The sequence below is a fragment of the Mesorhizobium sp. CNPSo 4688 genome (assembly GCF_057784295.1).
Window position 1 is genome coordinate 188300 of sequence record NZ_JBWLUY010000002.1, and the last position, 23164, is coordinate 211463.

The window sequence follows — 23164 nt, forward strand, 5'->3', positions numbered from 1 at the left end:
TGTGCATGACCTGCACATGGAAATCTTTCAGGAGACCCCCATGAAATTTTTTGTCGACACCGCTGACATCAAGGACATCAAGGAACTGAACGACCTGGGGCTGCTCGACGGCGTTACCACCAATCCGTCGCTTATCCTGAAATCCGGCGGCAAGATCGCCGATGTCACCAAGCAGATCTGCGACATCGTCAAGGGCCCGGTTTCGGCCGAGGTCGTGGCCACCGAATACAAGGACATGATGGCCGAGGCCAAGATCCTGGCCAAGATCGCCGACAATGTCTGCATCAAGGTGCCGCTGACGCTGGACGGCTTGCGCGCCTGCAGGACGATCCGCACCGAGATGAACCGCATGGTCAATGTGACGCTGTGCTTCTCGGCCAACCAGGCGCTGCTGGCCGCCAAGGCCGGCGCCTCGTTCATCTCGCCCTTCGTCGGCCGCATCGACGACACTGGCTCCGACGGCATGGAGCTGATCGCCGAGATCAAGCAGATCTACGACAATTACGATTACCCGACCGAGATCCTGACCGCGTCGGTGCGCACGGTGAACCACGTCAAGCAGGCGGCGCTGATCGGCGCCCATGTCATCACCGCGCCGCCGGCGACGCTAAAGGCGCTGGTCAAGCACCCGCTGACCGACAAGGGCCTCGAACAATTCCTCGCGGACTGGGCCAAGACCGGCCAGAAGATCAGCTGAGACCAGGCTTCGATATCAACAAAAAGGCCGGGAACCGGCCTTTTTTATTGCGATCCGCATATTGGGGAACGCTCAGAGACCGTTTCGAAATTCGCTCTGGCGAGTCATATGGTGGTGGTTTCGAGAACCGGAGCGCAGCGGACATTTCGGTCCGTGAGCACCGGAAGCGCAGAAAACGCCATCAGATGACCGCCGGAGTAGAATTTCCAAACGGTCTCTCAGGCCTTTTTGCCGTGCCTGACCAAGTCCTGGGCGACCGACAGGCTCACCATTTCGGCCAGTTCGCGCGCGGCGCGGTTCTCGGCGTCGAGCTGCGCCCGGTAGGAGGCGAACTCCTGCCTTGGCTTGTCGAAGGATGACGGGATCGAGCGCTTGCCGGTGGCGATGACCGCACCGGTCTTGGCATCGGTCAGCACATAATTCGCCGTCAGCGTCACCGTGCCTGCGGTCGGCTCATCCTCGTCGGTCTGGACCTGCACCACCGCGGCCGATTCGACCAGTTCGGTGACGCCGAGATCGAGCGTGTAGACCGGCGCTGGCGGCTCGCCGGCGCCCTGGCCAAAGGCAAAGATCAGATTGTTGCGGACCTGCTGGGCATAGCGGGTCTTGACCGGCTTGACCGCGATCGACGCCAGTTCGGCCGAAGCGCTCACCGTCGAGCCTGCCGTCAGCGGCGCGCTGGAATAGAGCGGCCTGACTGTGCAGGCCGAAACCAGCGCCATCGAGGCGACCATGCCGTACAGCGCGGCGCGGCGCAGCAAATGCGTCGTCTTTTCCAGATCAGGCAACGACATTGACGATCCTCTGCGGCACGATGATCACCTTGCGGGGCGCCTTACCTTCCAGCGCTTTTTGCACGAAGTCGAGGGCCAGCACCGCTTTTTCGACCGCACCTTGGTCCGCGTCGCGGGCAATTGTCAAATCCCCACGCTTCTTGCCATTGACCTGGACCGGCAGCACGATCTCGTTGTCGACGACCAGCGCCGGATCGTAGACCGGCCACGGCCGTTCGGCGACCAGATCGGTGCCGCCCAGCGTGTGCCAGCACTCCTCCGCCAGGTGCGGCATGACCGGCGCGACCACATGCACCAGGATCTCCACCGCCTCGCGGCAGGCGCCTTTGAGCGCCGCATCGGCCTTGCCCTCGGCGACGTCGTTGAGCGGCGTGGTCAAGGCATTGGCCAGCTCGTAAATGCGAGCGATGGCGCGGTTGAAGCCGAGTTTCTCGATGTCCTCGCCGATCGCCTTCAGGATCTTGTGCGCAGCCTTGGAAACGGCGCCGGCCTCGCCATCCTTCGCCGCCTGCGGCTTGACGCTATCCAGCGTCTCGGCGGCGATCGACACCAGGCGCCAGATGCGTTGGATGAAGCGGTGTGCGCCGGCGGCGCCATCGTCGGTCCATTCGACGTCGCGCTCCGGCGGCGAATCCGACAGCATGAACCAGCGCGCAGTGTCGGCGCCGTAGCCGTCGGTGATGTCTTCCGGGCTCACTGTGTTCTTCTTCGACTTCGACATCTTTTCGAGCGAGCCGATCGCCGCCTCTTCGCCGGTGGCGATCTCGATGGCGCGGCGCTTGCCGTCGGCATCCTCGATCCTGACCTCACTTGGCGACAGCCAGCGTCCATTGGCCGACGCGCCGCCGACACGGTAGGTCTCGTGCACCACCATGCCTTGCGTGAACAGGCCCTTGAACGGCTCGGCGAGATCGAGGTGCCCGGTCTCGCGCATGGCGCGGGTGAAGAAGCGCGAATAGAGCAGATGCAGGATCGCGTGCTCGATGCCGCCAATATACTGGTCGACCGCCAGCCAGTCGTCGGCAGCCTTGGGCTCGGTCGGCTCATTGGCCCAGGGCGCGGTGAAACGCGCGAAATACCAGGATGAATCGACGAACGTGTCCATCGTGTCGGTCTCGCGCCGCGCATCCTTGCTGCATTGCGGGCATTTGACATGCCGCCAGGTCGGGTGACGGTCGAGCGGATTGCCGGGACGGTCGAACTCGATATCGTCGGGCAGCTTGACGGGCAGGTCGGCCTTCGGCACCGGCACCACGCCGCAATCCTCGCAATGGATCATCGGGATCGGGCAGCCCCAGTAGCGCTGGCGCGAAATGCCCCAGTCGCGCAGGCGGAAGTTCACCTTGCGCTCGGCCATCGGCCGGCCGCCGATGCTTTTCTGCTCCAAAAGCTTCGCGACTTCGTCGAACGCTTGCTCCGGCTTCATGCCGTCGAGGAAGCGCGAATTGATCATCACGCCGTCATCGACATAGGCCTCTTCCGTGATCTGGAAGGTCTTTGCGTCGGCATCTTCCGGCATCACCACCGGGGTCACCGGCAGGCCGTATTTGTTGGCGAAGTCGAGGTCGCGCTGGTCGCCCGACGGGCAGCCGAAAATGGCGCCGGTGCCGTATTCCATCAGCACGAAATTGGCGACATAGACCGGCAGCGTCCACGAGTCGTCGAACGGATGGACGACGCGGATGCCAGTGTCGAAGCCCTTCTTCTCGGCCGTCTCCAGTGCAGCCACCGACGTGCCCATATGGCGCACCTCGTCGATGAACTTGGCCAGCTCGACATTGCTCTCCGCGGCCTTCCTGGCCAGCGGATGGTCGGCAGCGACCGCCATGAAGGAGGCGCCGAAGATGGTGTCGGGCCGGGTCGTGTAGACCTCCAGTTCGCGCGCGTCACCGACGGGTGCTGCCAGCGGCCAGCGGATCAGCAGCCCTTCGGAGCGGCCGATCCAGTTCTGCTGCATCAGCTTGACCTTTTCCGGCCACTCGCCGAGACCGTTCAGTGAATCCAAGAGGTCCTGCGCATAATCGGTGATCTTGAAAAACCACTGCGTCAGCTCGCGCTGCTCGACCAGCGCGCCCGAGCGCCAGCCGCGCCCGTCGATGACCTGCTCGTTGGCGAGCACCGTCATGTCCTCCGGGTCCCAATTGACCTTGGAGGATTTGCGCGTCACCAGCCCCTTCTCGACGAAATCGAGGAACAGCATCTGCTGGCGGTGGTAATAGTCGACGTCGCAGGTGGCGAATTCACGCGACCAGTCCAGCGACAGGCCCATCATCTTGAGCTGCTCGCGCATGGCGGCGATGTTGGCGTAGGTCCATTCCTTGGGGTGGACCTTGTTCTGCATCGCGGCATTTTCGGCCGGCATGCCGAAAGCATCCCAACCCATCGGATGCAGCACGTTGAAACCCTTGGCCCGCTTGTAGCGCGCAACCACGTCGCCCATCGTGTAGTTGCGGGTATGGCCGATATGGATCTTCCCCGACGGATAGGGGAACATCTCCAGCACGTAGTATTTCGGCTTCGGGTCGTCATTGTGCGCTTCGAACAGCTTCTTTTCGGCCCAGGCTTTCTGCCATTTGGGCTCAGACGCGCGCGGATTGTATCGTTCGGTTGCCATCGGATGATTTTCACTTAAAAGCAGGCGCAGACCGCCGGACAAGGCCCGGTGGCCAAGGTAAATGTCGTCGCGGTGTTCACCATGGATTGCCGGACCCGTCAACTGCGACGAGCCGGCGAGGGCGATTAAAGACAGGCAGGATATAGGCATGGCCAGCGCCGTCGAACAGTTTTTCGCCGTCAAGACGAGGATCGGCGTTGCCGAGCGCGAGGCCGGCCGCGCCGCCGGTTCCGTTACCCTGGTGGCCGTGTCGAAGACTTTTGAGGCCGACGCCATCCGACCGGTCATCGAAGCCGGCCAGCGCGTCTTCGGCGAAAACCGCGTGCAGGAAGCGCAGGCCAAATGGCCGGCGCTGAAAGCCGAATTCCCCGATATCGAGCTGCATCTGATCGGCCCGCTGCAGTCGAACAAGGCGAAGGAAGCTGTCGCTTTGGCCGATGTCATCGAGACCGTCGACCGCGAGAAGATCGCCGCCGAACTTGCCAAAGAGATCACAAGGCAAGGCCGGACGCCAAAACTCTATGTTCAGGTCAACACCGGCTCGGAGCCGCAAAAGGCCGGCATCGAGCCACGCGACGCCGTCGCCTTCGTCGGCCGTTGCCGTGATGTCCACGGACTCGCCATCGAAGGCCTGATGTGCATTCCGCCGGCGGACGAAAACCCCGGCCCGCATTTCGCCCTGCTGGAAAAGCTCTCGCGCGAGGCCGGGGTGGAAAAGCTGTCGATGGGCATGTCTGGCGATTACGAGACCGCCATCGCCTTCGGCGCCACCAGTGTCAGGGTTGGGTCGGCTATCTTCGGCAGCCGGTAGCTTCGCCCTGCGCTCCTTGCCGCGTCGTCGGCCGAGTGCTATATCTAGCCAAGCTAGCTAGGAAGCATTCATGAACTGGCACCTTCAGGACGCCAAGAACAATTTCTCCAAGGTGGTTCAACGCGCGCGCAGCGAAGGACCGCAGACGGTGACGTTGCGCGGCGAGCGTGCCGCAGTGGTGCTTTCCGCCGAAGATTATGACCGTCTGGCTGGAAAGAAAAAGTCGTTGGCCGAGTATCTTTTGACCGGCCCGGTTTGGGATGATGATTTCGCCGAAGAGGTCAACCGCCACCCGGATACGATGATCCGGGATATCGACCTCTGATGTATCTGCTCGATACGAACATCGTTTCGGATGTGCAGAGGCGACTGCCCAAGCCTACCGAATGGCTGGCTTCCGTGGATCCCACATCGGTGAGTCTCAGCGTCATAACGCTTGGAGAGATCGAGCGTGGGATCGTCAAGTTGCGCAAGGTCGACTCCGAAAAGGCAACACGCCTCGATCTATGGCTACGCGCGCTTCGGCGGGACAATGCCGACCGTATTCTTGCTGTTACGGAAGATGTCGCATTGGCTTGGGGCCGCATCACCGCCAACCGCCCACGAGGCAGCGCGGACACGCTCATCGCAGCAACCGCGCTCGTCCATGATCTCATCCTTGTAACGCGCAACGTCACTGATTTCGATGATACAGGCGTCACGGTGCTTAACCCTTGGGACGACTAACCGCCTCCGTTACCTGACGAACGCGAGCTGGCATGCTTGGACCAATCGCAAGCCTGTCGTTGCGCCACCACTGGAAACGAAACGTACCGTTCCTATTTGATTGGCGTCATCACACATCTGCTGGAGCCGCTACCCATGCGCTACAATCAACTCGGAAATACGGGGATGTTCGTCTCCGAACTCTGCCTCGGCACCATGACCTTCGGCGCCGCCGGCGAGAATGCCCAATGGGGCCTGATCGCTAGCCTCGACCAGAAAGGCGTCAACGACATCGTTGCCCGTTCCATCGCCGCCGGCGTCAATTTCTTCGACACGGCCGACGTCTATTCCTTCGGCCAGTCCGAACGCCTGCTCGGCCAGTCGCTCCGGGATCTCGGTATCAAGCGCTCCGACGTCATCATCGCCACCAAAGTCCACGGCGCCATGGGCCAGGGTCCGAACGAGCGTGGCTCGTCGCGCGGTCACATCATGGATTCGGTCGAGGGCAGCCTGGAGCGGCTGCAGCTCGACCATATCGATCTCTACCAGCTGCACGGCACCGACGCGGTAACGCCGATCGACGAGACGCTACGCGCCCTCGACGATCTCGTCGCCAGCGGCAAGGTGCGCTATGTCGGCGTCTCCAACTGGCAGGCCTGGCGCATCGCCAAGGCGCTGGGCATTGCCGAACGCAAGGGCTTTTCCCGCTTCGAGACCATCCAGTCCTATTATTCGATTGCCGGCCGCGACCTCGAACGCGAGATCGTGCCGCTCATCAACGAGGAGAAGCTCGGCCTGATGGTGTGGTCGCCGATGGCCGGCGGCCTGCTGTCCGGCAAATACGGCCCCGGCGCGCCGGGCAATGGCGAAGGCCGCCGCGCCGCCTTCAACTTCCCGCCGGTCAATGAGGACCGTGCCTGGGCAGCCGTCTCCGTCATGCGCGAGATCGCCCAAAAGCATGGCGTCAGCGTCGCCACCGTCGCGCTCGGCTATGTGCTGGCCAAACCCTTCGTGATGAGCGTCATCATCGGCGCCAGCCGCATGGAGCAGCTGGAACAGAACCTTGCCGCCGCCGCGGTGAAGCTCGACGCAGACGATCTGGCCAAACTGGATGAGATCAGCGCACTGCCGGCCGAATATCCCGGCTGGATGCTGGAGCGCCAGGGTGCCGGCCGCCGGCCGGCGCCGTTCGTGCCGAAGAAATAATCATCGCTGTCGATCTGATGGTTGGGGGGCCATTTGGCTCCCCAACGCCTTTTCAGGCCATCCGCACGCTCTCGACCAGAAAGTCGAGAAAGGCCCGCACCCGTGCCGGCAAATGCCGGCCCTGGCCGACATAGACGGCGTGGCTAGGCTCCTCGTCGCCCGGATTGAAATCCTCCAGCAGCGCCGTCAGCCGGCCCGCCGCAATGTCATCAGCCACATGCCAATGAGCCAGCCGGGCGATGCCAGCGCCGGCAACCGCCATCAGCCGCATCGACTCGCCATCGCTGACCACCATGTTTCCCGTGATCGGCACCATGACGGCGTTGCCGGCTGCGTCGACAAACTGCCAGCCATCGACATGCCGGACAAAGCCGAAAGCCATGCGGTTGTGCCGGTCGAGATCGGCCGGTGTCAGCGGCGTGCCGTGGGTGCCGAGATAGGACGGTGCGGCAACGACCACCATCCGACATTGCCCGAGCTTGCGCGCCACCAGCCGCGATTCGCCGAGCGGACCGGCGCGGATGGCGACGTCGGCGCGCTCCTGCATCAGGTCGATGACGCTGTCGGTCAGCACCAGATCGACCGAAATCTCGGGGTAGCGTTCGAGGAAGCGCGGCAGCAGCGGGATCAGCCGGTGCACCCCGAAGGGCACATAGCTGTTGACGCGCAGCCGTCCGCGCGGCGCCGCACCCACAGCGGCCTCGCGTTCGGCCGCCGCCATGTCGGCCAGGATGCGCAGCCCGCTGTCGTAGAAGGCCGTCCCTTCCGGCGTCAGCTGCAGCTTGCGCGTCGAGCGGCTGACCAGCCGCGCCCCAAGCCTTGCCTCCAGCCGCGCTATCAGTTTGCTGACTGCCGACGGCGTCATGCGTAGCGCGCGAGCGGCAGCCGAAAAGCTGCCCGCCTCGACGACGCACACGAACACTTCGATCTCGCCGGAGCGGTTGATGTCGGGCCTGGCCATCTGTGAATCTATTTCACAGGAAATATGCCTAGGGCAAGTCTGGTTCACAAGGCGTGGGTGCACGATTTCTTGGGTCGGGGCGCGGATTGGACAAGGCGCTCATCGTCTTCGAAGTGGAAACCGCCATGCCTCTTGCTCTCTATGCCCTCGCCGCCGGTGCCTTCGGCATCGGTGTCACCGAATTCGTCATCATGGGCCTCCTGATCGATGTCAGCAAAGATCTCGGCGTCTCGATCTCGGCCGCCGGCCAGCTGATTTCAGGCTATGCACTTGGCGTCGTCATCGGCGCACCGCTGTTGACCATCGCCACCGGCAACTGGCCGCGCAAGACCGTGCTCTTGGCGCTGATGGCCATCTTCACGATTGGCAACCTCGCCTGTGCGCTCGCGCCAGACTACTGGACGCTGATGGGCGCCCGCATCATCACCGCCTTTGCCCATGGCACCTTCTTCGGCGTCGGCTCGGTGGTCGCCACCGGTCTGGTCGGACCCAACAAGAAGGCTTCGGCGATCGCGCTGATGTTCACTGGCCTCACCATCGCCAACATTCTCGGCGTCCCCTTCGGCACATGGCTCGGCCAGGCCTTCGGCTGGCGCGCCACCTTCTGGGCGGTAACCCTGGTCGGCCTGGCAGCCTTTGCCGTTATCCTTCTTCTCGTGCCGCGCAGCCAGACGGTGCCCGAAAAGACCAATTTGCGCGCCGACCTCGCCGTGCTGCGCCGCACGTCGGTTCTGCTCGGCCTTGCCACCACCGTGCTCGGCTATGCCGGTGTCTTCGCCGTCTTCACCTACATCGCCCCGCTGCTGACCGAGATCACCGGCTTCAAGGAAGCGGCCGTGTCGCCGATCCTGCTCGTCTTCGGCGGCGGTCTCATCGCCGGCAACCTCGTCGGCGGCAAGGTCGCCGACCGCTGGCTGGTGCCGGCAGTGCTCGGCAGCCTCGTGGTGCTGGCCCTGGTGCTGGCAACCATGACCTTCGCCGTCCACAGCCAGATCCTCGCCGTGACCTATGTCGGCCTGCTGGGTGCCGCCGCCTTCGCCACCGTGGCGCCGCTCCAGATGTGGGTGCTGGAAAAGGCGCAAGGTGCGGGCCAGAGCCTGGCGTCGTCCTTCAACATCGCCGCCTTCAATCTCGGCAATGCCGCCGGCGCCTGGCTTGGCGGCGCGGTGATCGCCCATGGCATTGGCCTCGGCTCGCTGACCTGGGTCGCCGCCTTGCTCCCGGTCGCGGCACTCGGCGTCGCCGCCCTGGCGCTGCGCCTCGACAGAAACGGCGAGCGATTGGTGCCGGCCGCCGTCTGCCCAAGCGCCGCGGAGTGACCCGCAGAGTGACCGCAGCTCCGAAACATCCCGACCCCGACAGGAGCCAAGACACGAACCCGACAGGAGAAACCGTTGTGACCAACAGCAAAAATCCGGTTCGCCACGCCATCCTTGCCAATGCGATCAGGCATTGGAAGCTCGTTCCGCTCGCTTTGGCGGCTTCGTTGATGTTCGATCCGGCGATAGCCGGCGAAAAGCAAGGGTGGGTTGGCACCTGGCTGGCCAGTCCGCAATCGACATGGGGCGCCGATTTTGCCCTGCCGGTGAAGATACCGCCGCAGCTTGAGAACCAGACCATTCGCCAGACGGTCCGGATCAGCCTTGGTGGCGAGAAATTCCGTGTCGTCCTGTCGAACGAGTATGCCGGCACGCCGGTCCGGATCGGCGAGGCCCGTGTGGCCGTTGCCGGTGATGGGCCGAAAATCATCGCCGGCACCGATCGCGCGCTGACCTTTGGCGGACAGGCCAAGGCCGCAATCGCGCCGGGTACGTCTCTGATCAGCGATCCGGTGGACCTGCCGCTCGATGCCTTGAGCCGGCTTTCGGTCTCGGTCTATCTGCCTCAGGAAACGCCTGTCGCCACCTTCCATTGGGATGGCAAGCAGACCGCCTATATCGGCGACGGCAACCAGACGGCTTCGGACGCGTTCGCGGCCACGCAGACCACCGACGCACGCATCCTGCTCAGCGAAATCCTGGTCGATGCACCGGCAAATGACGGCGCTGTCGTCGCCATCGGCGATTCGATCACCGACGGCGCCGGCGCCACTCTGGTTGCCGACAACCGCTGGCCCGATTTCCTGGCCGCGCGCCTCGCCCCGAAACAGGTGGCGGTTCTCAACGCTGGCATATCCGGCGCCAGGCTGCTGGATGACGCCATGGGCGTGAAGGCATCCGCCCGCTTCGACCGCGATGTCCTGGCCCAGCCCGGCGTCAAGGTGGTGATCCTGCTCATCGGCATCAACGACATCAGCTGGCCAGGCACGCCCTTCGTGCGCGAAAAATCCCTGCCCGCTTTCGAAACCTTGACAAGCGCCTACCTGCAGCTCGCCGCCCAGGCCCACGCCCACAATCTCGGCATTGTCGGCGCCACGCTGACGCCCTTCGAAGGCGCATTGAGCGGGACGTCGCTCGATGCCTACTATACGGCGGAAAAGGATGCGCTGCGCAAAAAGGTCAACAACTGGATCCGCACCAGCGGTGCCTTCGATGCCGTGGTCGATTTCGATCTCCTCCTGCGCGATCCGGCGCATCCAACACGTCTGCTGCCCAAATTCGATTCCGGCGACCATCTGCATCCGGGTGACCAGGGAAACCAGGCCATGGCCGACGCCATCGATCTCGCCACACTGGTCAAAAACTGAGCGACGCATCCGCTGCTTCGGTTCACACTTTGAAAGGACATAAAATGGATTATCGACGTCTCGGCGCATCGGGCCTGAAAGTGCCCGCACTCTCCTTCGGCGCCGGCACTTTCGGCGGCTCCGGCCCGCTGTTCGGCGCCTGGGGCAACAGCGACGCCAAGGAGGCGCGGCGGCTGATCGACATCTGTCTCGAGGCCGGCGTCAATCTGTTCGACACAGCCGATGTCTATTCGAATGGCGCTTCCGAAGAGGTGCTTGGCGAAGCCATCAAGGGCCGCCGAGACGCGGTGCTGATCTCGACCAAGACGTCCTTGCCGATGGGTGACGGCCCGGCCGATTACGGCTCGTCGCGCTCGCGCCTGATCAAATCCGTCGACGCGGCACTGAAGCGCCTCGGCACCGACTACATCGACCTGTTGCAACTGCACGCCTTCGATGCCGGCACGCCGGTCGAGGAGGTGCTGTCGACGCTGGACGATCTCGTAGGCGCCGGCAAGTTGCGCTATGTCGGCGTGTCGAATTTCTCCGGCTGGCAAGTGATGAAGTCGCTGGCGGAGGCCGACAAGCACGGCTACCCGCGCTATGCCGCGCATCAGGTCTACTATTCGCTGGTCGGCCGCGACTATGAATGGGAGCTGATGCCGCTCGGCCTCGACCAGGGCGTCGGCGCGCTGGTGTGGAGCCCGCTCGGCTGGGGCCGGCTGACCGGCAAGATCCGCCGTGGCCAGCCGCTGCCGGAAAAGAGCCGGCTGCACGACACCGCCGATTTCGGCCCGCCGGTCGTCGACGAGCGCCTCTACCGGGTCATGGATGCGCTCGACGCCGTGGCCGAAGAGACCGGCAAGACCGTGCCGCAGATCGCCATCAACTGGCTCTTGCGGCGCCCGACCGTGTCTTCCGTCATCATCGGCGCCCGCAACGAGGAGCAGCTGCGCCAGAACCTCGGCGCCGTCGGCTGGTCGCTGACGCCGGAACAGATCGGGAGGCTGGACGCGGCAAGCGAAGTCACCGCGCCCTATCCGTACTTCCCCTACCGGCGCCAGGAAGGTTTCGCCCGGCTCAATCCGCCGGCGGTGTGAACCTGGCTCTTCATTGAACGGCTTCGCCGCCGTTCAATGAAGGACGAATTCGCCATCGACCTTCCGCCATTCATTCGGCGCGATCAGCTTCTGATGCGTGTAGGTCACCGAATGCAGCGGGCCGTCGAGCTTGGCCTGCCAGAATTCGATAAAGCGGATCAGCACCGGGAATTTCGGTGCGAGGTCGTAGTCCTGCCAGATGAAGCTCTGCAGCAGGTGCGGATGGTCGGGGAAGTGATAGAGAATCTTGGCCGTGGTCAGCCCATAGCCTTTGAGCATCAAGTCCATTTCGGCATGGTCACGCATTGCAGCCCCCTGCGTCGATCTCCTTTCCTCCCAATGTTGGATTTTGCGCTCACTTGCTTAACTGTCTATTGATTTTTTTTGATCGTCGCGGGCATTTTCTACGCTAAAACATGCAGTTAGCAGCGACCTTGGCAGAGTGCTGACAGCACCGGACAGCGCCCCTGCGTCATCCCGCCGCGCGAATCCAACGTCTAATGTTGCCGTCATCCCGGAACTGTTAATAATGCGCGCGAATTCGCGGCCGCATCGCCGCGATCCCGCCAATGATCAAATCGGCGGATAGTTTGGGGAGGAAGTGAAGAAATGTCCGAGGCCCAGGTCCACCGCGTCCAGCCGGCGTGGAAGAAGAACGCGCTGATCGACTACGACACCTATCTGAAATGGTATGCCGACAGCGTGAAGAATCCGGACAAGTTCTGGGGCAAGCACGGCAAGCGCATCGACTGGTTCAAGCCGTTCAGCAAGGTCAAGAACACCTCCTTCGACGGCAAGGTCTCGATCAAGTGGTTTGAGGACGGGCTGACCAACGTCTCATACAATTGCATCGACCGGCACCTGAAGAAGCGCGGCAATCAGACCGCCATCGTCTGGGAAGGCGACAACCCCTACGACGACAAGAAAATCACCTACAACGAGCTTTACGAGCATGTCTGCCGGCTCGCCAACGTGATGAAGAAGCACGGCGTCAAGAAAGGCGACCGCGTCACCATCTACATGCCGATGATCCCGGAAGCGGCCTATGCGATGCTTGCCTGCACGCGCATCGGCGCCATCCATTCGATCGTCTTCGGCGGCTTCTCGCCCGACGCGCTTGCCGGCCGTATCGTCGACTGCGAATCGACCTTCGTCATCACCGCCGATGAAGGCCTGCGCGGCGGCAAGACCATCCCGCTGAAGGAAAACACCGACAAGGCGATCGATATCGCCGCCAAGAATTTTGTCATGGTCAACAAGGTTGTCGTCGTGCGCCGCACCGGCGGCAAGGTCGGCTGGGCGCCGGGCCGCGACGTCTGGTACCACGATGAAGTCGCTTCCGTGAAAGCCGACTGCAAGCCGGAGAAAATGAAGGCCGAGGATCCGCTGTTCATCCTCTACACATCGGGCTCGACCGGCAAGCCGAAGGGCGTGCTGCACACGACCGCCGGCTATCTCGTCTATGCCTCGATGACGCACCAATATGTCTTCGACTACCATGACGGCGACATCTACTGGTGCACCGCTGATGTCGGCTGGGTCACCGGCCACAGCTACATCGTCTATGGCCCGCTCGCCAATGGCGCCACGACGCTGATGTTCGAGGGCGTCCCAAACTACCCTTCGCAGTCGCGCTTCTGGGACGTCATCGACAAGCACAAGGTCAACATCTTCTACACCGCGCCGACAGCGCTGCGCGCCCTGATGGGCGCCGGCGACGAACCGGTGAAGAAGACATCACGCAAATCGCTGCGCGTGCTGGGCTCAGTCGGCGAGCCGATCAATCCGGAGGCCTGGGAGTGGTATTTCAATGTCGTCGGCAACGGCAAGGTGCCGATCGTCGACACCTGGTGGCAGACCGAGACCGGCGGCATCCTGATCACGCCGCTGCCCGGCGCCACCGACCTTAAGGCCGGCTCGGCGACGCGACCCTTCTTCGGCGTCAAGCCGCAGCTGGTCGATGGCGAGGGCAAGGTGCTGGAGGGTGCCGCCGACGGCAATCTCTGCATCACCGATTCCTGGCCCGGCCAGATGCGTACGGTCTATGGCGACCACGACCGCTTCGTGCAGACCTATTTTTCCACCTACAAGGGAAAATACTTCACCGGTGACGGCTGCCGCCGCGACGCCGATGGCTATTACTGGATCACCGGCCGCGTCGACGACGTCATCAACGTCTCCGGCCACCGCATGGGCACGGCGGAAGTCGAATCGGCACTGGTCAGCCATGACAAGGTTTCGGAGGCCGCCGTCGTCGGCTATCCCCACGACATCAAGGGCCAGGGCATCTACAGCTACGTCACCTTGATGAAAGGCGTGGATCCGAGCGAGGAACTGCGCAAGGAGCTTATCGGCCATGTCCGCAAGGAGATCGGCGCCATCGCGTCGCCCGACAAGCTGCAGTTCGCCCCCGGCCTGCCGAAGACGCGCTCCGGCAAGATCATGCGCCGCATCCTGCGCAAGATCGCCGAGGACGATTTTGGCGCACTTGGCGACACCTCGACACTGGCTGACCCGGCCGTGGTCGATGATCTGATCGCCAACCGCCAGAACAAGAAGAGCTGACGCGTTTGATGACTGCACTGGGGGCGGTTACGGAGCTCTGGCGTTACCCGGCAAGCTCGCTTGCCGGCGAGCGCCGGGACGCCATTTCGGTCGGCCCTGAGACCATCGGCGGAGACCGCCTGTTCGGCCTCGTTGATGTCTCGGACAACGAGATCGCGCGGCCCGATCGCGACGCGAAATGGCACAAGGTGCCGCGCATCCGCACCCGGCTTACCAACGACCGGAAGCTTGAGATCGCTGTTCCCGACGGCGACTGGCTGGCAGCACCAGGTGCTGAATGCGACCGCGCCATCTCGGCCTATCTCGGCTTCGCCGCCTCGATCCGGCCGTTCAGCCAGGACAGCACGCCCGGCTACATCGGCCCGCTGATCGCCGAGCGCTACCGCAAGGCGCCGATCCATCTTTTGACCACCGCATCGCTGGCGCGGCTGAAGGCACTGCACCCGGAAGGCACCCCCGACCCGCGCCGCTTCCGCCCCAACATCGTCGTCGACACGGCGGCGGTTGAAGGTTCGTTTCCCGAGACCGAATGGATCGGCCGCAAGCTCGCCATCGGCGACCTGCTGGTGACCATCTCGGCACCGTGCCGCCGCTGCGGCTTCACCATCATCTCCCAGGACGGCTTCGACCACGACCCCGGCATCCTGCGCAATCTGGTCCGCCACAACGCCCATAATCTCGGCGTCTATTGCACGGTGGACAGGCCAGCCAGCGTCGAGATCGGCGCGCCGATGCGATTCGTTCAGGATTAGCGCCGGGCCAGCCCCGGATCAGACAGATCACTAACGATACAGATCCGCCCGTGTCGGCGGCAGGCCGCTCGGGCCGCGCGCGCGTTTGGTGACGACGGTCTGGAAAATCTGCGCCGAGGCGCGCTCGAAGGTGATCGAGCAGCCGGTGAGATAGAGCAGCCACAGCCGCGCCTTGGCCTCTCCGACTTCGGCGACCGCCTCGTCGAAACGGGCCTGCAGCCGTTCGGCCCACAGCCGGCAAGTGCGCGCATAGTGTTCGCGCAAATTCTCGACGTCGTAGACCAGGAAGCCATGCGCCTCGAAATTGCCGAGCGTCATGCCGATCGTGTCGAGTTCGCCGCCGGGGAAAATGTATTTGAGCAGCGCCTTGAACTCGGGACCCTTGCGTAGCGTCTTCTTCAAATCGCCCTTGCTGCGCCTTGTGATCGCATGGTGCAGATAGATGCCGCCCGGCTTGAGCAGGCGATGGACGGTCTTGAAATAGGTGGCGTGGTTGGCGAGCCCGAGATGCTCGAACATGCCGATCGACGATATCTTGTCGAAGCTACCTTCGAGCTCCGTATAGGATTTGATCTCGATGGTGATGCGGTCTTCCAGCCCTTCGGCGCGGATACGCTCGCGAGCAAGATCGGTCTGCGCCTGCGACAGCGACACGCCGTGGCCGACGACGCCGTAATGCTTCACCGCATGGATCAGCATGGCGCCCCAGCCGCAGCCAATGTCGAGCAGCTTTTCGCCCGGCTTAAGCCGCAGCTTGCGGCAGATATGGTCGAGCTTGTCGGCCTGCGCCTGGTCGATGCCGTTGGCGAAATCCGTGAAATAGCCGCAGCTGTAGACCATGCGCTCGTCGAGGAAGAGCCGGTAGAAGGCGTTCGAAATGTCGTAGTGATGCTGGATCGCTTCCTGGCTCGAGCCGCTGACATAGGGATTGCGCCCCGACAGATCGGTCCGCGCACTCATCTGCTTGCGTGACAACAGCACCGCCGGCAGGTCGCGCAGGATCGCCAGCTTCGGCAGCGACTTGATCTTGGTTCTGAGCTTGCCTTGCGACGGCAGGGCGTAGAAATCGAAAATCGTCCCGTCTTCGATGTCGATCGTCTTGGAAATCCACATCTCGATCAGCGTCGACAAAGACGGCCGCTTCACCACCTGCCAGACGATGTCCTGGTCGTTGATGGTCAGCACCGGACCGGTGGCGGGGCCGATCCGCTCGCCGGTCCACAGCCTGACCGCAAAACCCGGCTTCAGTGTTTCGATCACCGTGCGAACGATGCGCGCGGCCTTTTCGGCTGCCTCCATGCCATTCCTCCGAATGCTGGTCTCCCAGCGGGAGTTTGCCCGGCTGGACGGCCGATCGCAACCTGGCCCGGAAAAGCCGGCCCGCCGGCTATTTCAAACCGGCATCTTGTCTTTTGCTGCAACGCACCCCATCATGATGGTGTGTTCAACAAATCGAAAGGAGGTGATCCGATGTCGAGTGATTTCGTTTTCCAGAACGTGGCCTCAGCGGATTGCACTTTCGGGAAGCAGTCTTCCCGTTAAGGCGCGAGAAGCGCGGTGGGTGACTTCGGTCGCCGCCATCGGCCGCGCCATGGACGGAAACACGGAAGGCCGCCGGCTTCGTCAAGAAGCGGCGGCCTTTTCCTTTGGAGCCTTAGTGGGTCAGTGCGACCTTTTCGGTGTTGCTGATGATTTCCTGAAAGGCGGCGTCCAATTCTGCTCCGGTGGACGCCTCGAAATAATGTTTGGCGGCGGAAGTGTCTTTCGACGAACAGTCCTTCAGCACCGCCTTTGCCTGGTCTCGCTCGGTTGCCGACATGGCCTTGTCGTTTAGATCAAAGCCGATGGTAAAAATCTCGATGCCGTCATTTTTCATATTGCCGCACAGTGATTGGGCGTTGCTGCGCGTAAGGTTGCCTTGGCTGTTGTAGTTGCCGGTGGCGCCGGCGAAGGCGGTGTTGAACTGGCCATCGGTCATCAGGATCGCGACCTTGGCAATCTTCTTGGCATTGGCATCCGCCGCACCCTTGCCGAGGCCCGCATTCTTGATCGCGGTACGCCATTGCGGCGACAGCATATAATAGGTCCACTGGATGGCGATCGCGCCGGCCGTATAACCATCGGCCCGGAAGTCGTCGATCGAATCGAGCAGTACCCCGGAATCGGCGGTCAGCGGGATCACTTCCGCATCGGGGCACCTGTTCATGCCTCCGCCACCGAGATGATCATCCCGGTTGACCAGGGCATAATATTTCTTGCCGCTCTTGTCCGTGCGAATCGTATCCGGGCCATCGGCGCTCAAATCGGCATTGCCGTTTTTGTCCTTGCGCTCCGTGGCGCAATTATCGGGGTTTGGCACCGCCGCGCCAACAATGGAGATATAGTCGCTGAAGGACGGCAGCAGGTTCTTGCCCGTCTTGGCGACGAGAAGCGAACTGCCGGCGACAGGCGGCAGTTCAGAACTGCCTGCCTTCTCGGCATAGACGTTTTCCGCCAGCTTGCCGGCGTTCACGCCAGATGCGTAAGGCACGATCGCGACGCGGATGCGAGGGTTCTTCGGATCCTGGTTCCGCAGCATCGTCTGGACAGCGTTTTTCGCGGCGGCCTTCAGATCGCCGATCTTGTCGACACTGCCCCGCTTCGCCATCGATCCCGTTATGTCGAGCATCATGGCGATCTCGACCTGCTTGTCCGAATAGAGCGCGGAGGTGGAAGCACCTACGCGTTGCATGTCGCCGACGCTGAACAGCGGAAAGTAAAGCCCGACATCGACGTGGGCGTCGGCCGTGACCGTGTTGGCGGTCCTGTCGACGGTCAGCTTGTCGAGAACGATCTGATCGGCCTGTAAGATGCCTGCCATGCTGTTGGCGTCGAGAAAGGCCTGCACCGACTTGTTGGCATCGGCTTCCCTGATCACCCCGGTGGTCAGGTCGCGCGCCGTGGAGGTAACGGCGGCATCGACCACGCCCTGCAGGCTCGATTTGGCGTTGTAGATCTGGGAGATGTTGACGGCAAAGCCGACGCTGAGCGCCAGGACCGAAGCGGCAAGGCCGAACAGCACCGCGAAACTTCCACTGCGATCCCTGGCGAAAGCGCCAGCCGCGTGAACAAGACCCCCGTAATTCCGCATCCTTCACCCTCCGTTCGCCTCGGCCCAGTCGCCGCAGGAAGGCCAATGCAGGATTCCGGCCGGATCGCGCGGTTGCCTCCGCGAAAGCAGCCAACCATCATTCAAGCCGTTGTTTTTGCTGGGTTCTGCGTCGCAGCAAAGTGAACGCTCGGTAAACGGAAATTCACGCAAGCGACTTCGTTTACGAAGTGCTTACCATGATCCACTGCATGCCGAATGCCGGTCCCGATCCGGCACAGATGTCCGGAAGATGCAGTGTGTCGAAGCGGATCAGAATCCGGGCCAAGAACCGCTCTACGCGAGCATGTGCGCGCTGACGGTCTTGTCGACGCCGTGATAGGGCGGATTGAACAGCTTGCCTTCCTGCTCATAGGTCCAGACCTTGAACAGGCTGAGCCGATGCGGGCCGAAACTGTGCAGCAGCGGCACATCCGTGGCGTCGCGGCCGCGCGCGATGACGACACGGCCGATCCTGGGCGTGTTGTGGCGGGGGTCGAACGTGTACCACTTGCCGTCGAGGTAGACTTCCATCCAGGCCGAGAAATCCATCGGCGCCGGATCGACCGGCACGCCAATGTCGCCGAGATAGCCGTTCACATAGCGGGCCGGGATGTTCATACAACGGCACAGCGTGATCGCCAGATGGGCGAAGTCGCGGCAGACACCGACCCGCTCCTCATTCGCCTGTGCGGCCGTGCGCGTCGGACGGGCATAGCCATAGCCGAAGGACAGCCGGTTATGGACATAGTCGACGATCGCCTGCACCCGCGCCCAGCCGGACGGCAGATGGCCGAAAAGCTGCCAGGCCAGCCCACCCAGATGGTCGGTCTCGCAATAGCGGCTGCCGAGGAGATAGCCGAGCACATCGTCCGGCAGTTCCGCCACAGGCACTTCCCTGGCCAGCGTGTTGACCTCGTCAGGTTTGCCGCTGTCCTCGACGGCGGCGTCGTAGAGGATGCGGAAATTGCCGGCGGGCGCGACAAAGCGGCGGCAGGCATTGCCGAACAGGTCGTGATAGACCTTGCTCGGCACCGAAGGCGAGGTCAGCACGCGCGTCTGCCGCTTGATGTCGGCCTGCCGGTCCGCATGGATCTCGAGCAGCGAGATGACCGGCGTGGCGTCCACACAGTCAATGGCGATTTCGTAGCCAAGCCGGATCAGCATCGCAAGTCCCCCTCGATCTCGTGGAAAACAGTTTTGCTCAAACGCCAGAAGCGGGACCATGGTTCCCTGGAACTATCGAAAAGAACCGCCCACGCCTTCCCAGGCGGGCGTGGCGACGTTACGGTCGAACGACATGTTTTGACCCTCCTGAACGTTCCCTGACCCTATTGGAAAATCTTTATGTTTGCAGGCAGAAAATTCGCCGCCTTCCTCTTCGATATGGATGGCACGGTGCTCAATTCGATTGCTTCGGCCGAGCGGGTCTGGGCGGCGTGGGCGCTTAGGCACGGTCTCGACGTCGAAGCCTTCCTGCCGACGATCCACGGTGTACGCGCCGTCGAGACCATCACCAGGCTGGCGCTACCCGGCGTCGACCCCGTGCACGAGGCGCATGTGCTGTTGCAGGCCGAGTCGGACGACGTCGAAGGCGTGCTTCCGATCGCCGGCGCCGTGCCGTTTCTCAACGCGCTGCCGCCCGAGCGCTGGGCGATCGTCACTTCGGCGCCGCGCCCGCTGGCGCTGCTGCGCATGCAGGCTGCCGGTATCCCGGTTCCGGCCTTGATGGTCGCGGGCGAGGATGTTTCGCGGGGCAAACCGGCGCCCGACTGCTTCCTGCTCGCGGCAAAACGGCTCGGCGTCGATATCGCCGACTGCCTGGTCTTCGAGGATGCCCCGGCCGGCATCGCCGCCGCCGAGGCGGCAGGAGCGTCGGTGATGGTGATCAGCGCCACCCACCAGCACCCGATGGCGACGCCGCATACCGCGATAGCCGGCTACGACGCTGTAGGCATCGCCGTCGATAACGGTGGCTGGATGACCTTGGAGCCGCAGCGCAGCGCGGCCTAGCATCGCCTTAGGGTGTGTCGCGATTCAGGTCAGGCCGAGCCGAGAACGATCGGTTCCGAGAACCGGAACGGAGCGGACGTTCGGGTCCGTGAGTACCGGAAGCGCAGGAAACGGTTGTTCGCAGGCCGGCATCACCTGAATCCCGGCATATCCTCAGAAATCGCTGGTCAGGCCTTTGACTTCCCAGTCGCCGTAGCGGCCGGGTTCCTTGCCGCCGCGGCCGCCGATTTCCTTGGGCAGCGCAGCTTCCTTCTGGCGATACTCGTCACGGCGCGCCTTGGCTTCGGCCAGCGCACGGCGGGCGGCGGGTGTCAGGTCCTTCGGAGGCGCTGCGCCATCCGAATCGGCATCGGCTTTGCTGGTTTCATCGGTCATGCGATAGTTCCGGCGGATTGAAACGAGAGGCGGCGTTTCCCATCATATAGCGATGATGACACCCGGATCGACCCCTTTTTGCCACGGCCGCAAACGGAGCAGATGATGAGCACGCTACGCACCGCCATGCTTCTGGCCGCGATGACGGCGCTGTTCATGGGCGTCGGCTTTCTGATCGGCGGCACCGGCGGCATGATGATCGCCTTTCTGTTCGCCGCCGCCACCAACCTGTTCAGCTACTGGAAGGCCGACAAGATGGTGCTGTCGATGAACCGCGCCGTCGAGGTCGACGCCAGGAACGCGCCCGAATTTTACGCCATCGTCGAGGCGTTGGCCAAGCAGGCCGGCCTGCCGATGCCGAAGACCTATCTGATCGACAACCCGCAGCCCAATGCCTTCGCCACCGGCCGCAATCCCGAGAACGCCGCGGTCGCGGCCTCGACCGGCCTGCTGGAGCGCCTTTCGCATGAGGAAGTGGCGGCGGTCATGGCGCATGAGCTCGCCCACATCCAGCACCGCGATACGCTGACCATGACCATCGTCGCCACGCTCGCCGGCGCCATCTCGATGCTCGGCAATTTCGCCTTCTTCTTCGGCGGCAGCCGGGACAACAACAATCCGTTCGGCTTTGTCGGCGTGCTGGTGGCGATGCTGGTCGCGCCCTTCGCCGCCATGATCGTGCAGATGGCGGTCAGCCGCACGCGCGAATACGAGGCCGACAGGCGGGGTGCTGAAATCGTCGGAAATCCGCTTTGGCTGGCATCAGCGCTTGACAAGATCGCTCGCGGCGCAGAACGCATCCGCAACCCGGATGCCGAACGCAACCCCGCGACCGCGCATCTCTTCATCATCAATCCCCTGCACGGCGAGCGCATGGACAGCCTGTTTTCGACCCACCCGAACACCGACAACCGCATCGCCGCGCTGCAAGCGATGGCGCGCGACATGGCTGGCCGCACCAACCAGCCGGCGCCGCGCCAGGCGCCCGTGCCCACTGAAGAACTGCAGGCCGATGGCCAGCAAGGTCCGTGGGGCAAGGCAGCACAGCCCGCTCAGCCGGCCGAACCAGCACAGCCAAAGCCCAACCCGTGGGGCTGCAACCCGACCGGACCCAAGGGTCCGTGGTCGTGAGCGAAGCCAGAGGCCGGCCCGCACATTCAGGCAATCGCGAAAACAGCTCCGACGAATCGGTCGCCGGCCTCGCAACGCGCAAGGCGGCGGCGCGGCTGCTCGCCGCCGTCATCGATGCGCGTACGCCGCTCGACGGGTTGACCGATCACGAGAACGGCCATCCGCAATACAAGGCGCTCGACCTGCGCGACCGTGGCCTGGTGCGCGCCATACTGGTCACCGCGCTGCGCTACCGCATGACAATTGCCGGGCTTTTGGCCAAGCGCCTCGAAAAGCCGCTGCCACCCAACGCCACGGCTCTGTCGCACATCCTCCATGTCGCGGCGGCGCAGATCCTGTTCCTCGACATTCCTGACAGCGCCGCCGTCGACCTTGCCGTGACCCACGCCAAATCCGATCCCCGCACGCAGCGCTTTTCCGGCCTCGTCAACGGCGTGCTGCGCACGTTGGCACGCGCCAAGGAAACCGAACTGCCGGCAGCCCTCGCCGCCACCGACGAAGCGCCAAAGTGGTTCTCCGACCGGCTGATATCAGCCTATGGCATCGACAAGACGAGGCAGATTCTCGCGGCGCATCGCATTGAGGCGCCGGTCGACTTCACGGTCAAGGCCGATCCCGAACTGTGGGCCGAAAAGCTCGGTGGCATCGTGCTGCCGACCGGCACGATCCGGGTGGAAAAACTCAGCGCCTCCGTCACCGAACTGCCCGGCTTCGGCGAAGGTGCCTGGTGGGTCCAGGACGCCGCCGCCAGTTTTCCGGCGCGGCTGTTCGGCGATGTCAAAGGCCTGCGCATCGGCGACCTCTGCGCCGCCCCGGGCGGCAAGACCGCCCAGCTGATCCTGGCCGGCGCAAAAGTCACCGCGATCGACACATCGAAGAACCGGCTGGCGCGGCTGACGCAGAATCTCGAACGGCTCGGCCTGTCGGCGGACATCGTCCAGGCCGATCTGCTGAAGTACCAGCCGGCGGAGCTTTTCGACGCCGTCCTGCTCGATGCGCCCTGCTCTTCCACCGGCACGGTGCGGCGGCATCCCGACGTGCCGTGGACGAAGACGATGGCCGACGTCGAAAAGCTTGCCGACCTGCAGGCAAGGCTGCTCGCCCGCGCCGTCACCTTGGTCAAACCGGGTGGTCGGATTGTTTTTTCCAACTGCTCGCTCGACCCGATCGAAGGCGAGGACCTGTACCGCGCCTTTCTGGCCGGTAACAAAAACATCGCCGACGATCCGCTGCAGCCGGGCGAGATCGACGGCATCGATGCTTTCCTGACCAGCCAGGGCACGCTGCGCACCACACCAGCCGATTTCGACCTAGGTTCGCCGGGGATTTCCGGCCTGGACGGCTTCTTCGCCGCCCGCATGCGGCGGGCGGCCTAGGATTTGTCGGCACAGGCTGTGAACCGCAAACTCCGCAATCCATGCCGTGGCCTATGTTCGTTTGCGCTGTTCGGCCGACCGCAAAACTTTTGTGGGGCGAGTTTCGTTCGCTCTACAACTGCAAGACAACACCGGATTGCAGCCTTTAACCCGGAAATCGCTCGACTTTTTTCGGGGGTGGTCAGCTGCCGGCAGCGTGAAGCCCTTCACGTCGGCGGAATTCGACTTCGCATAAGTTCTTGAATCATATAAGCTTGTGCTTGGGAAGTGGA

At 63.2% G+C, this 23164-nt stretch carries 21 protein-coding genes; 13 read left to right on the forward strand and 8 right to left on the reverse strand.

Features of this window, described 5'->3' with window-relative positions:
• Window positions 1-40 precede the first annotated feature (40 nt).
• Entirely contained in the window at window positions 41-697 is a 657-nt protein-coding gene (fsa, locus tag AC04SH_RS03960; RefSeq protein ID WP_477235270.1) for a fructose-6-phosphate aldolase, read from the forward strand.
• Between the two features lie 218 nt (window positions 698-915).
• Here fsa and lptE read toward each other — a convergent pair whose 3' ends face one another.
• Both lptE and leuS read right to left on the reverse strand, forming a co-directional pair.
• Window positions 916-1491 (reverse strand): LPS assembly lipoprotein LptE, encoded by a 576-nt coding sequence (lptE, locus tag AC04SH_RS03965; RefSeq protein WP_477235272.1) that lies wholly within the window; start codon window positions 1489-1491, stop codon window positions 916-918.
• Window positions 1478-4105, reverse strand: a complete 2628-nt coding sequence (leuS, locus tag AC04SH_RS03970) for a leucine--tRNA ligase (RefSeq protein WP_488574008.1) — start codon at window positions 4103-4105, stop codon at window positions 1478-1480. Before leuS ends, lptE begins: the two co-directional genes overlap by 14 nt.
• A 148-nt stretch (window positions 4106-4253) precedes the next feature.
• Here leuS and AC04SH_RS03975 point away from each other — a divergent pair, with 148 nt between their 5' ends.
• The 4 genes from AC04SH_RS03975 (at window position 4254) to AC04SH_RS03990 (ending at window position 6827) form a co-directional block, all read left to right on the forward strand.
• Window positions 4254-4916: a YggS family pyridoxal phosphate-dependent enzyme gene (locus AC04SH_RS03975; protein WP_488574009.1), complete on the forward strand. Its 663-nt coding sequence runs from the start codon at window positions 4254-4256 to the stop codon at window positions 4914-4916.
• A gap of 70 nt (window positions 4917-4986) precedes the next feature.
• On the forward strand, window positions 4987-5241 hold the full coding sequence (locus AC04SH_RS03980) for a type II toxin-antitoxin system Phd/YefM family antitoxin (protein WP_488574010.1): 255 nt from the start codon (window positions 4987-4989) through the stop codon (window positions 5239-5241).
• Window positions 5241-5642: a PIN domain-containing protein gene (locus AC04SH_RS03985; protein ID WP_488574011.1), complete on the forward strand. Its 402-nt coding sequence runs from the start codon at window positions 5241-5243 to the stop codon at window positions 5640-5642. Before AC04SH_RS03980 ends, AC04SH_RS03985 begins: the two co-directional genes overlap by 1 nt.
• A 135-nt stretch (window positions 5643-5777) precedes the next feature.
• Window positions 5778-6827, forward strand: coding sequence for an aldo/keto reductase (locus AC04SH_RS03990; RefSeq protein ID WP_488574012.1), 1050 nt, complete (start codon window positions 5778-5780; stop codon window positions 6825-6827).
• A gap of 52 nt (window positions 6828-6879) precedes the next feature.
• On the opposite strand, the gene AC04SH_RS03995 is transcribed toward AC04SH_RS03990, so the two are convergent.
• Window positions 6880-7788 (reverse strand): LysR family transcriptional regulator, encoded by a 909-nt coding sequence (locus tag AC04SH_RS03995; protein ID WP_488574013.1) that lies wholly within the window; start codon window positions 7786-7788, stop codon window positions 6880-6882.
• Window positions 7789-7913: 125 nt separating this feature from the next.
• Here AC04SH_RS03995 and AC04SH_RS04000 point away from each other — a divergent pair, with 125 nt between their 5' ends.
• The 3 genes from AC04SH_RS04000 (at window position 7914) to AC04SH_RS04010 (ending at window position 11553) form a co-directional block, all read left to right on the forward strand.
• The gene (locus tag AC04SH_RS04000; protein WP_488574246.1) at window positions 7914-9107 is read left to right on the forward strand and encodes an MFS transporter; all 1194 of its coding nucleotides are present in this window, start codon (window positions 7914-7916) and stop codon (window positions 9105-9107) included.
• A 77-nt stretch (window positions 9108-9184) separates the two neighbouring features.
• Entirely contained in the window at window positions 9185-10474 is a 1290-nt protein-coding gene (locus AC04SH_RS04005) for an SGNH/GDSL hydrolase family protein (protein WP_488574014.1), read from the forward strand.
• Window positions 10475-10518: 44 nt separating this feature from the next.
• A complete protein-coding gene (locus AC04SH_RS04010) occupies window positions 10519-11553 on the forward strand; it encodes an aldo/keto reductase (RefSeq protein WP_488574015.1) in 1035 nt (344 codons plus the stop codon).
• A 33-nt stretch (window positions 11554-11586) separates the two neighbouring features.
• On the opposite strand, the gene AC04SH_RS04015 is transcribed toward AC04SH_RS04010, so the two are convergent.
• On the reverse strand, window positions 11587-11859 hold the full coding sequence (locus AC04SH_RS04015; RefSeq protein ID WP_477235292.1) for an usg protein: 273 nt from the start codon (window positions 11857-11859) through the stop codon (window positions 11587-11589).
• A 303-nt stretch (window positions 11860-12162) separates the two neighbouring features.
• On the opposite strand from AC04SH_RS04015, the gene acs reads away from it, so the two are divergent.
• A complete protein-coding gene (gene acs, locus AC04SH_RS04020; RefSeq protein ID WP_488574016.1) occupies window positions 12163-14118 on the forward strand; it encodes an acetate--CoA ligase in 1956 nt (651 codons plus the stop codon).
• Window positions 14119-14126: 8 nt separating this feature from the next.
• Window positions 14127-14870, forward strand: coding sequence for an MOSC domain-containing protein (locus tag AC04SH_RS04025; protein ID WP_488574017.1), 744 nt, complete (start codon window positions 14127-14129; stop codon window positions 14868-14870).
• 30 nt (window positions 14871-14900) lie between these two features.
• Here the strand turns inward: AC04SH_RS04025 and AC04SH_RS04030 are convergent, their stop codons facing one another.
• From AC04SH_RS04030 to AC04SH_RS04040, 3 genes are all read right to left on the reverse strand, one after another.
• Window positions 14901-16169, reverse strand: a complete 1269-nt coding sequence (locus AC04SH_RS04030; RefSeq protein WP_488574018.1) for a class I SAM-dependent methyltransferase — start codon at window positions 16167-16169, stop codon at window positions 14901-14903.
• A gap of 355 nt (window positions 16170-16524) precedes the next feature.
• Window positions 16525-18000: a TadE/TadG family type IV pilus assembly protein gene (locus AC04SH_RS04035; protein WP_488574019.1), complete on the reverse strand. Its 1476-nt coding sequence runs from the start codon at window positions 17998-18000 to the stop codon at window positions 16525-16527.
• A gap of 294 nt (window positions 18001-18294) precedes the next feature.
• Window positions 18295-19164 carry a transglutaminase-like domain-containing protein gene (locus tag AC04SH_RS04040; protein WP_477235301.1) on the reverse strand — a complete coding sequence of 290 codons (870 nt, stop codon included), beginning with the start codon at window positions 19162-19164 and terminating at the stop codon, window positions 18295-18297.
• A gap of 180 nt (window positions 19165-19344) precedes the next feature.
• Between AC04SH_RS04040 and AC04SH_RS04045 the strand changes: the two genes are divergently transcribed.
• Window positions 19345-20010 carry an HAD-IA family hydrolase gene (locus AC04SH_RS04045; protein WP_488574020.1) on the forward strand — a complete coding sequence of 222 codons (666 nt, stop codon included), beginning with the start codon at window positions 19345-19347 and terminating at the stop codon, window positions 20008-20010.
• A gap of 153 nt (window positions 20011-20163) precedes the next feature.
• On the opposite strand, the gene AC04SH_RS04050 is transcribed toward AC04SH_RS04045, so the two are convergent.
• A complete protein-coding gene (locus tag AC04SH_RS04050) occupies window positions 20164-20385 on the reverse strand; it encodes a DUF1674 domain-containing protein (protein WP_488574021.1) in 222 nt (73 codons plus the stop codon).
• A 105-nt stretch (window positions 20386-20490) separates the two neighbouring features.
• On the opposite strand from AC04SH_RS04050, the gene htpX reads away from it, so the two are divergent.
• Window positions 20491-21516 carry a zinc metalloprotease HtpX gene (gene htpX / locus AC04SH_RS04055; RefSeq protein ID WP_488574022.1) on the forward strand — a complete coding sequence of 342 codons (1026 nt, stop codon included), beginning with the start codon at window positions 20491-20493 and terminating at the stop codon, window positions 21514-21516.
• On the forward strand, window positions 21507-22892 hold the full coding sequence (locus AC04SH_RS04060) for an RsmB/NOP family class I SAM-dependent RNA methyltransferase (RefSeq protein ID WP_488574023.1): 1386 nt from the start codon (window positions 21507-21509) through the stop codon (window positions 22890-22892). Before htpX ends, AC04SH_RS04060 begins: the two co-directional genes overlap by 10 nt.
• The last annotated feature ends 272 nt before the right edge of the window (window positions 22893-23164 follow it).

Coding starts and splice junctions, on each gene's coding strand:
- AC04SH_RS04000 (WP_488574246.1), top strand. CDS start 7,914: ATGCCTCTTGCTCTCTATGCCCTCGCCGCCGGTGCCTTCGGCATCGGT.
- AC04SH_RS04050 (WP_488574021.1), bottom strand. CDS start 20,385: ATGACCGATGAAACCAGCAAAGCCGATGCCGATTCGGATGGCGCAGCG.
- AC04SH_RS04035 (WP_488574019.1), bottom strand. CDS start 18,000: ATGCGGAATTACGGGGGTCTTGTTCACGCGGCTGGCGCTTTCGCCAGG.
- AC04SH_RS04040 (WP_477235301.1), bottom strand. CDS start 19,164: ATGCTGATCCGGCTTGGCTACGAAATCGCCATTGACTGTGTGGACGCC.
- AC04SH_RS03980 (WP_488574010.1), top strand. CDS start 4,987: ATGAACTGGCACCTTCAGGACGCCAAGAACAATTTCTCCAAGGTGGTT.
- AC04SH_RS03975 (WP_488574009.1), top strand. CDS start 4,254: ATGGCCAGCGCCGTCGAACAGTTTTTCGCCGTCAAGACGAGGATCGGC.
- htpX (WP_488574022.1), top strand. CDS start 20,491: ATGAGCACGCTACGCACCGCCATGCTTCTGGCCGCGATGACGGCGCTG.
- acs (WP_488574016.1), top strand. CDS start 12,163: ATGTCCGAGGCCCAGGTCCACCGCGTCCAGCCGGCGTGGAAGAAGAAC.
- lptE (WP_477235272.1), bottom strand. CDS start 1,491: ATGTCGTTGCCTGATCTGGAAAAGACGACGCATTTGCTGCGCCGCGCC.
- AC04SH_RS03990 (WP_488574012.1), top strand. CDS start 5,778: ATGCGCTACAATCAACTCGGAAATACGGGGATGTTCGTCTCCGAACTC.
- AC04SH_RS04030 (WP_488574018.1), bottom strand. CDS start 16,169: ATGGAGGCAGCCGAAAAGGCCGCGCGCATCGTTCGCACGGTGATCGAA.
- AC04SH_RS04025 (WP_488574017.1), top strand. CDS start 14,127: ATGACTGCACTGGGGGCGGTTACGGAGCTCTGGCGTTACCCGGCAAGC.
- AC04SH_RS03995 (WP_488574013.1), bottom strand. CDS start 7,788: ATGGCCAGGCCCGACATCAACCGCTCCGGCGAGATCGAAGTGTTCGTG.
- leuS (WP_488574008.1), bottom strand. CDS start 4,105: ATGGCAACCGAACGATACAATCCGCGCGCGTCTGAGCCCAAATGGCAG.
- AC04SH_RS04045 (WP_488574020.1), top strand. CDS start 19,345: ATGTTTGCAGGCAGAAAATTCGCCGCCTTCCTCTTCGATATGGATGGC.
- AC04SH_RS04015 (WP_477235292.1), bottom strand. CDS start 11,859: ATGCGTGACCATGCCGAAATGGACTTGATGCTCAAAGGCTATGGGCTG.
- AC04SH_RS04010 (WP_488574015.1), top strand. CDS start 10,519: ATGGATTATCGACGTCTCGGCGCATCGGGCCTGAAAGTGCCCGCACTC.
- fsa (WP_477235270.1), top strand. CDS start 41: ATGAAATTTTTTGTCGACACCGCTGACATCAAGGACATCAAGGAACTG.
- AC04SH_RS03985 (WP_488574011.1), top strand. CDS start 5,241: ATGTATCTGCTCGATACGAACATCGTTTCGGATGTGCAGAGGCGACTG.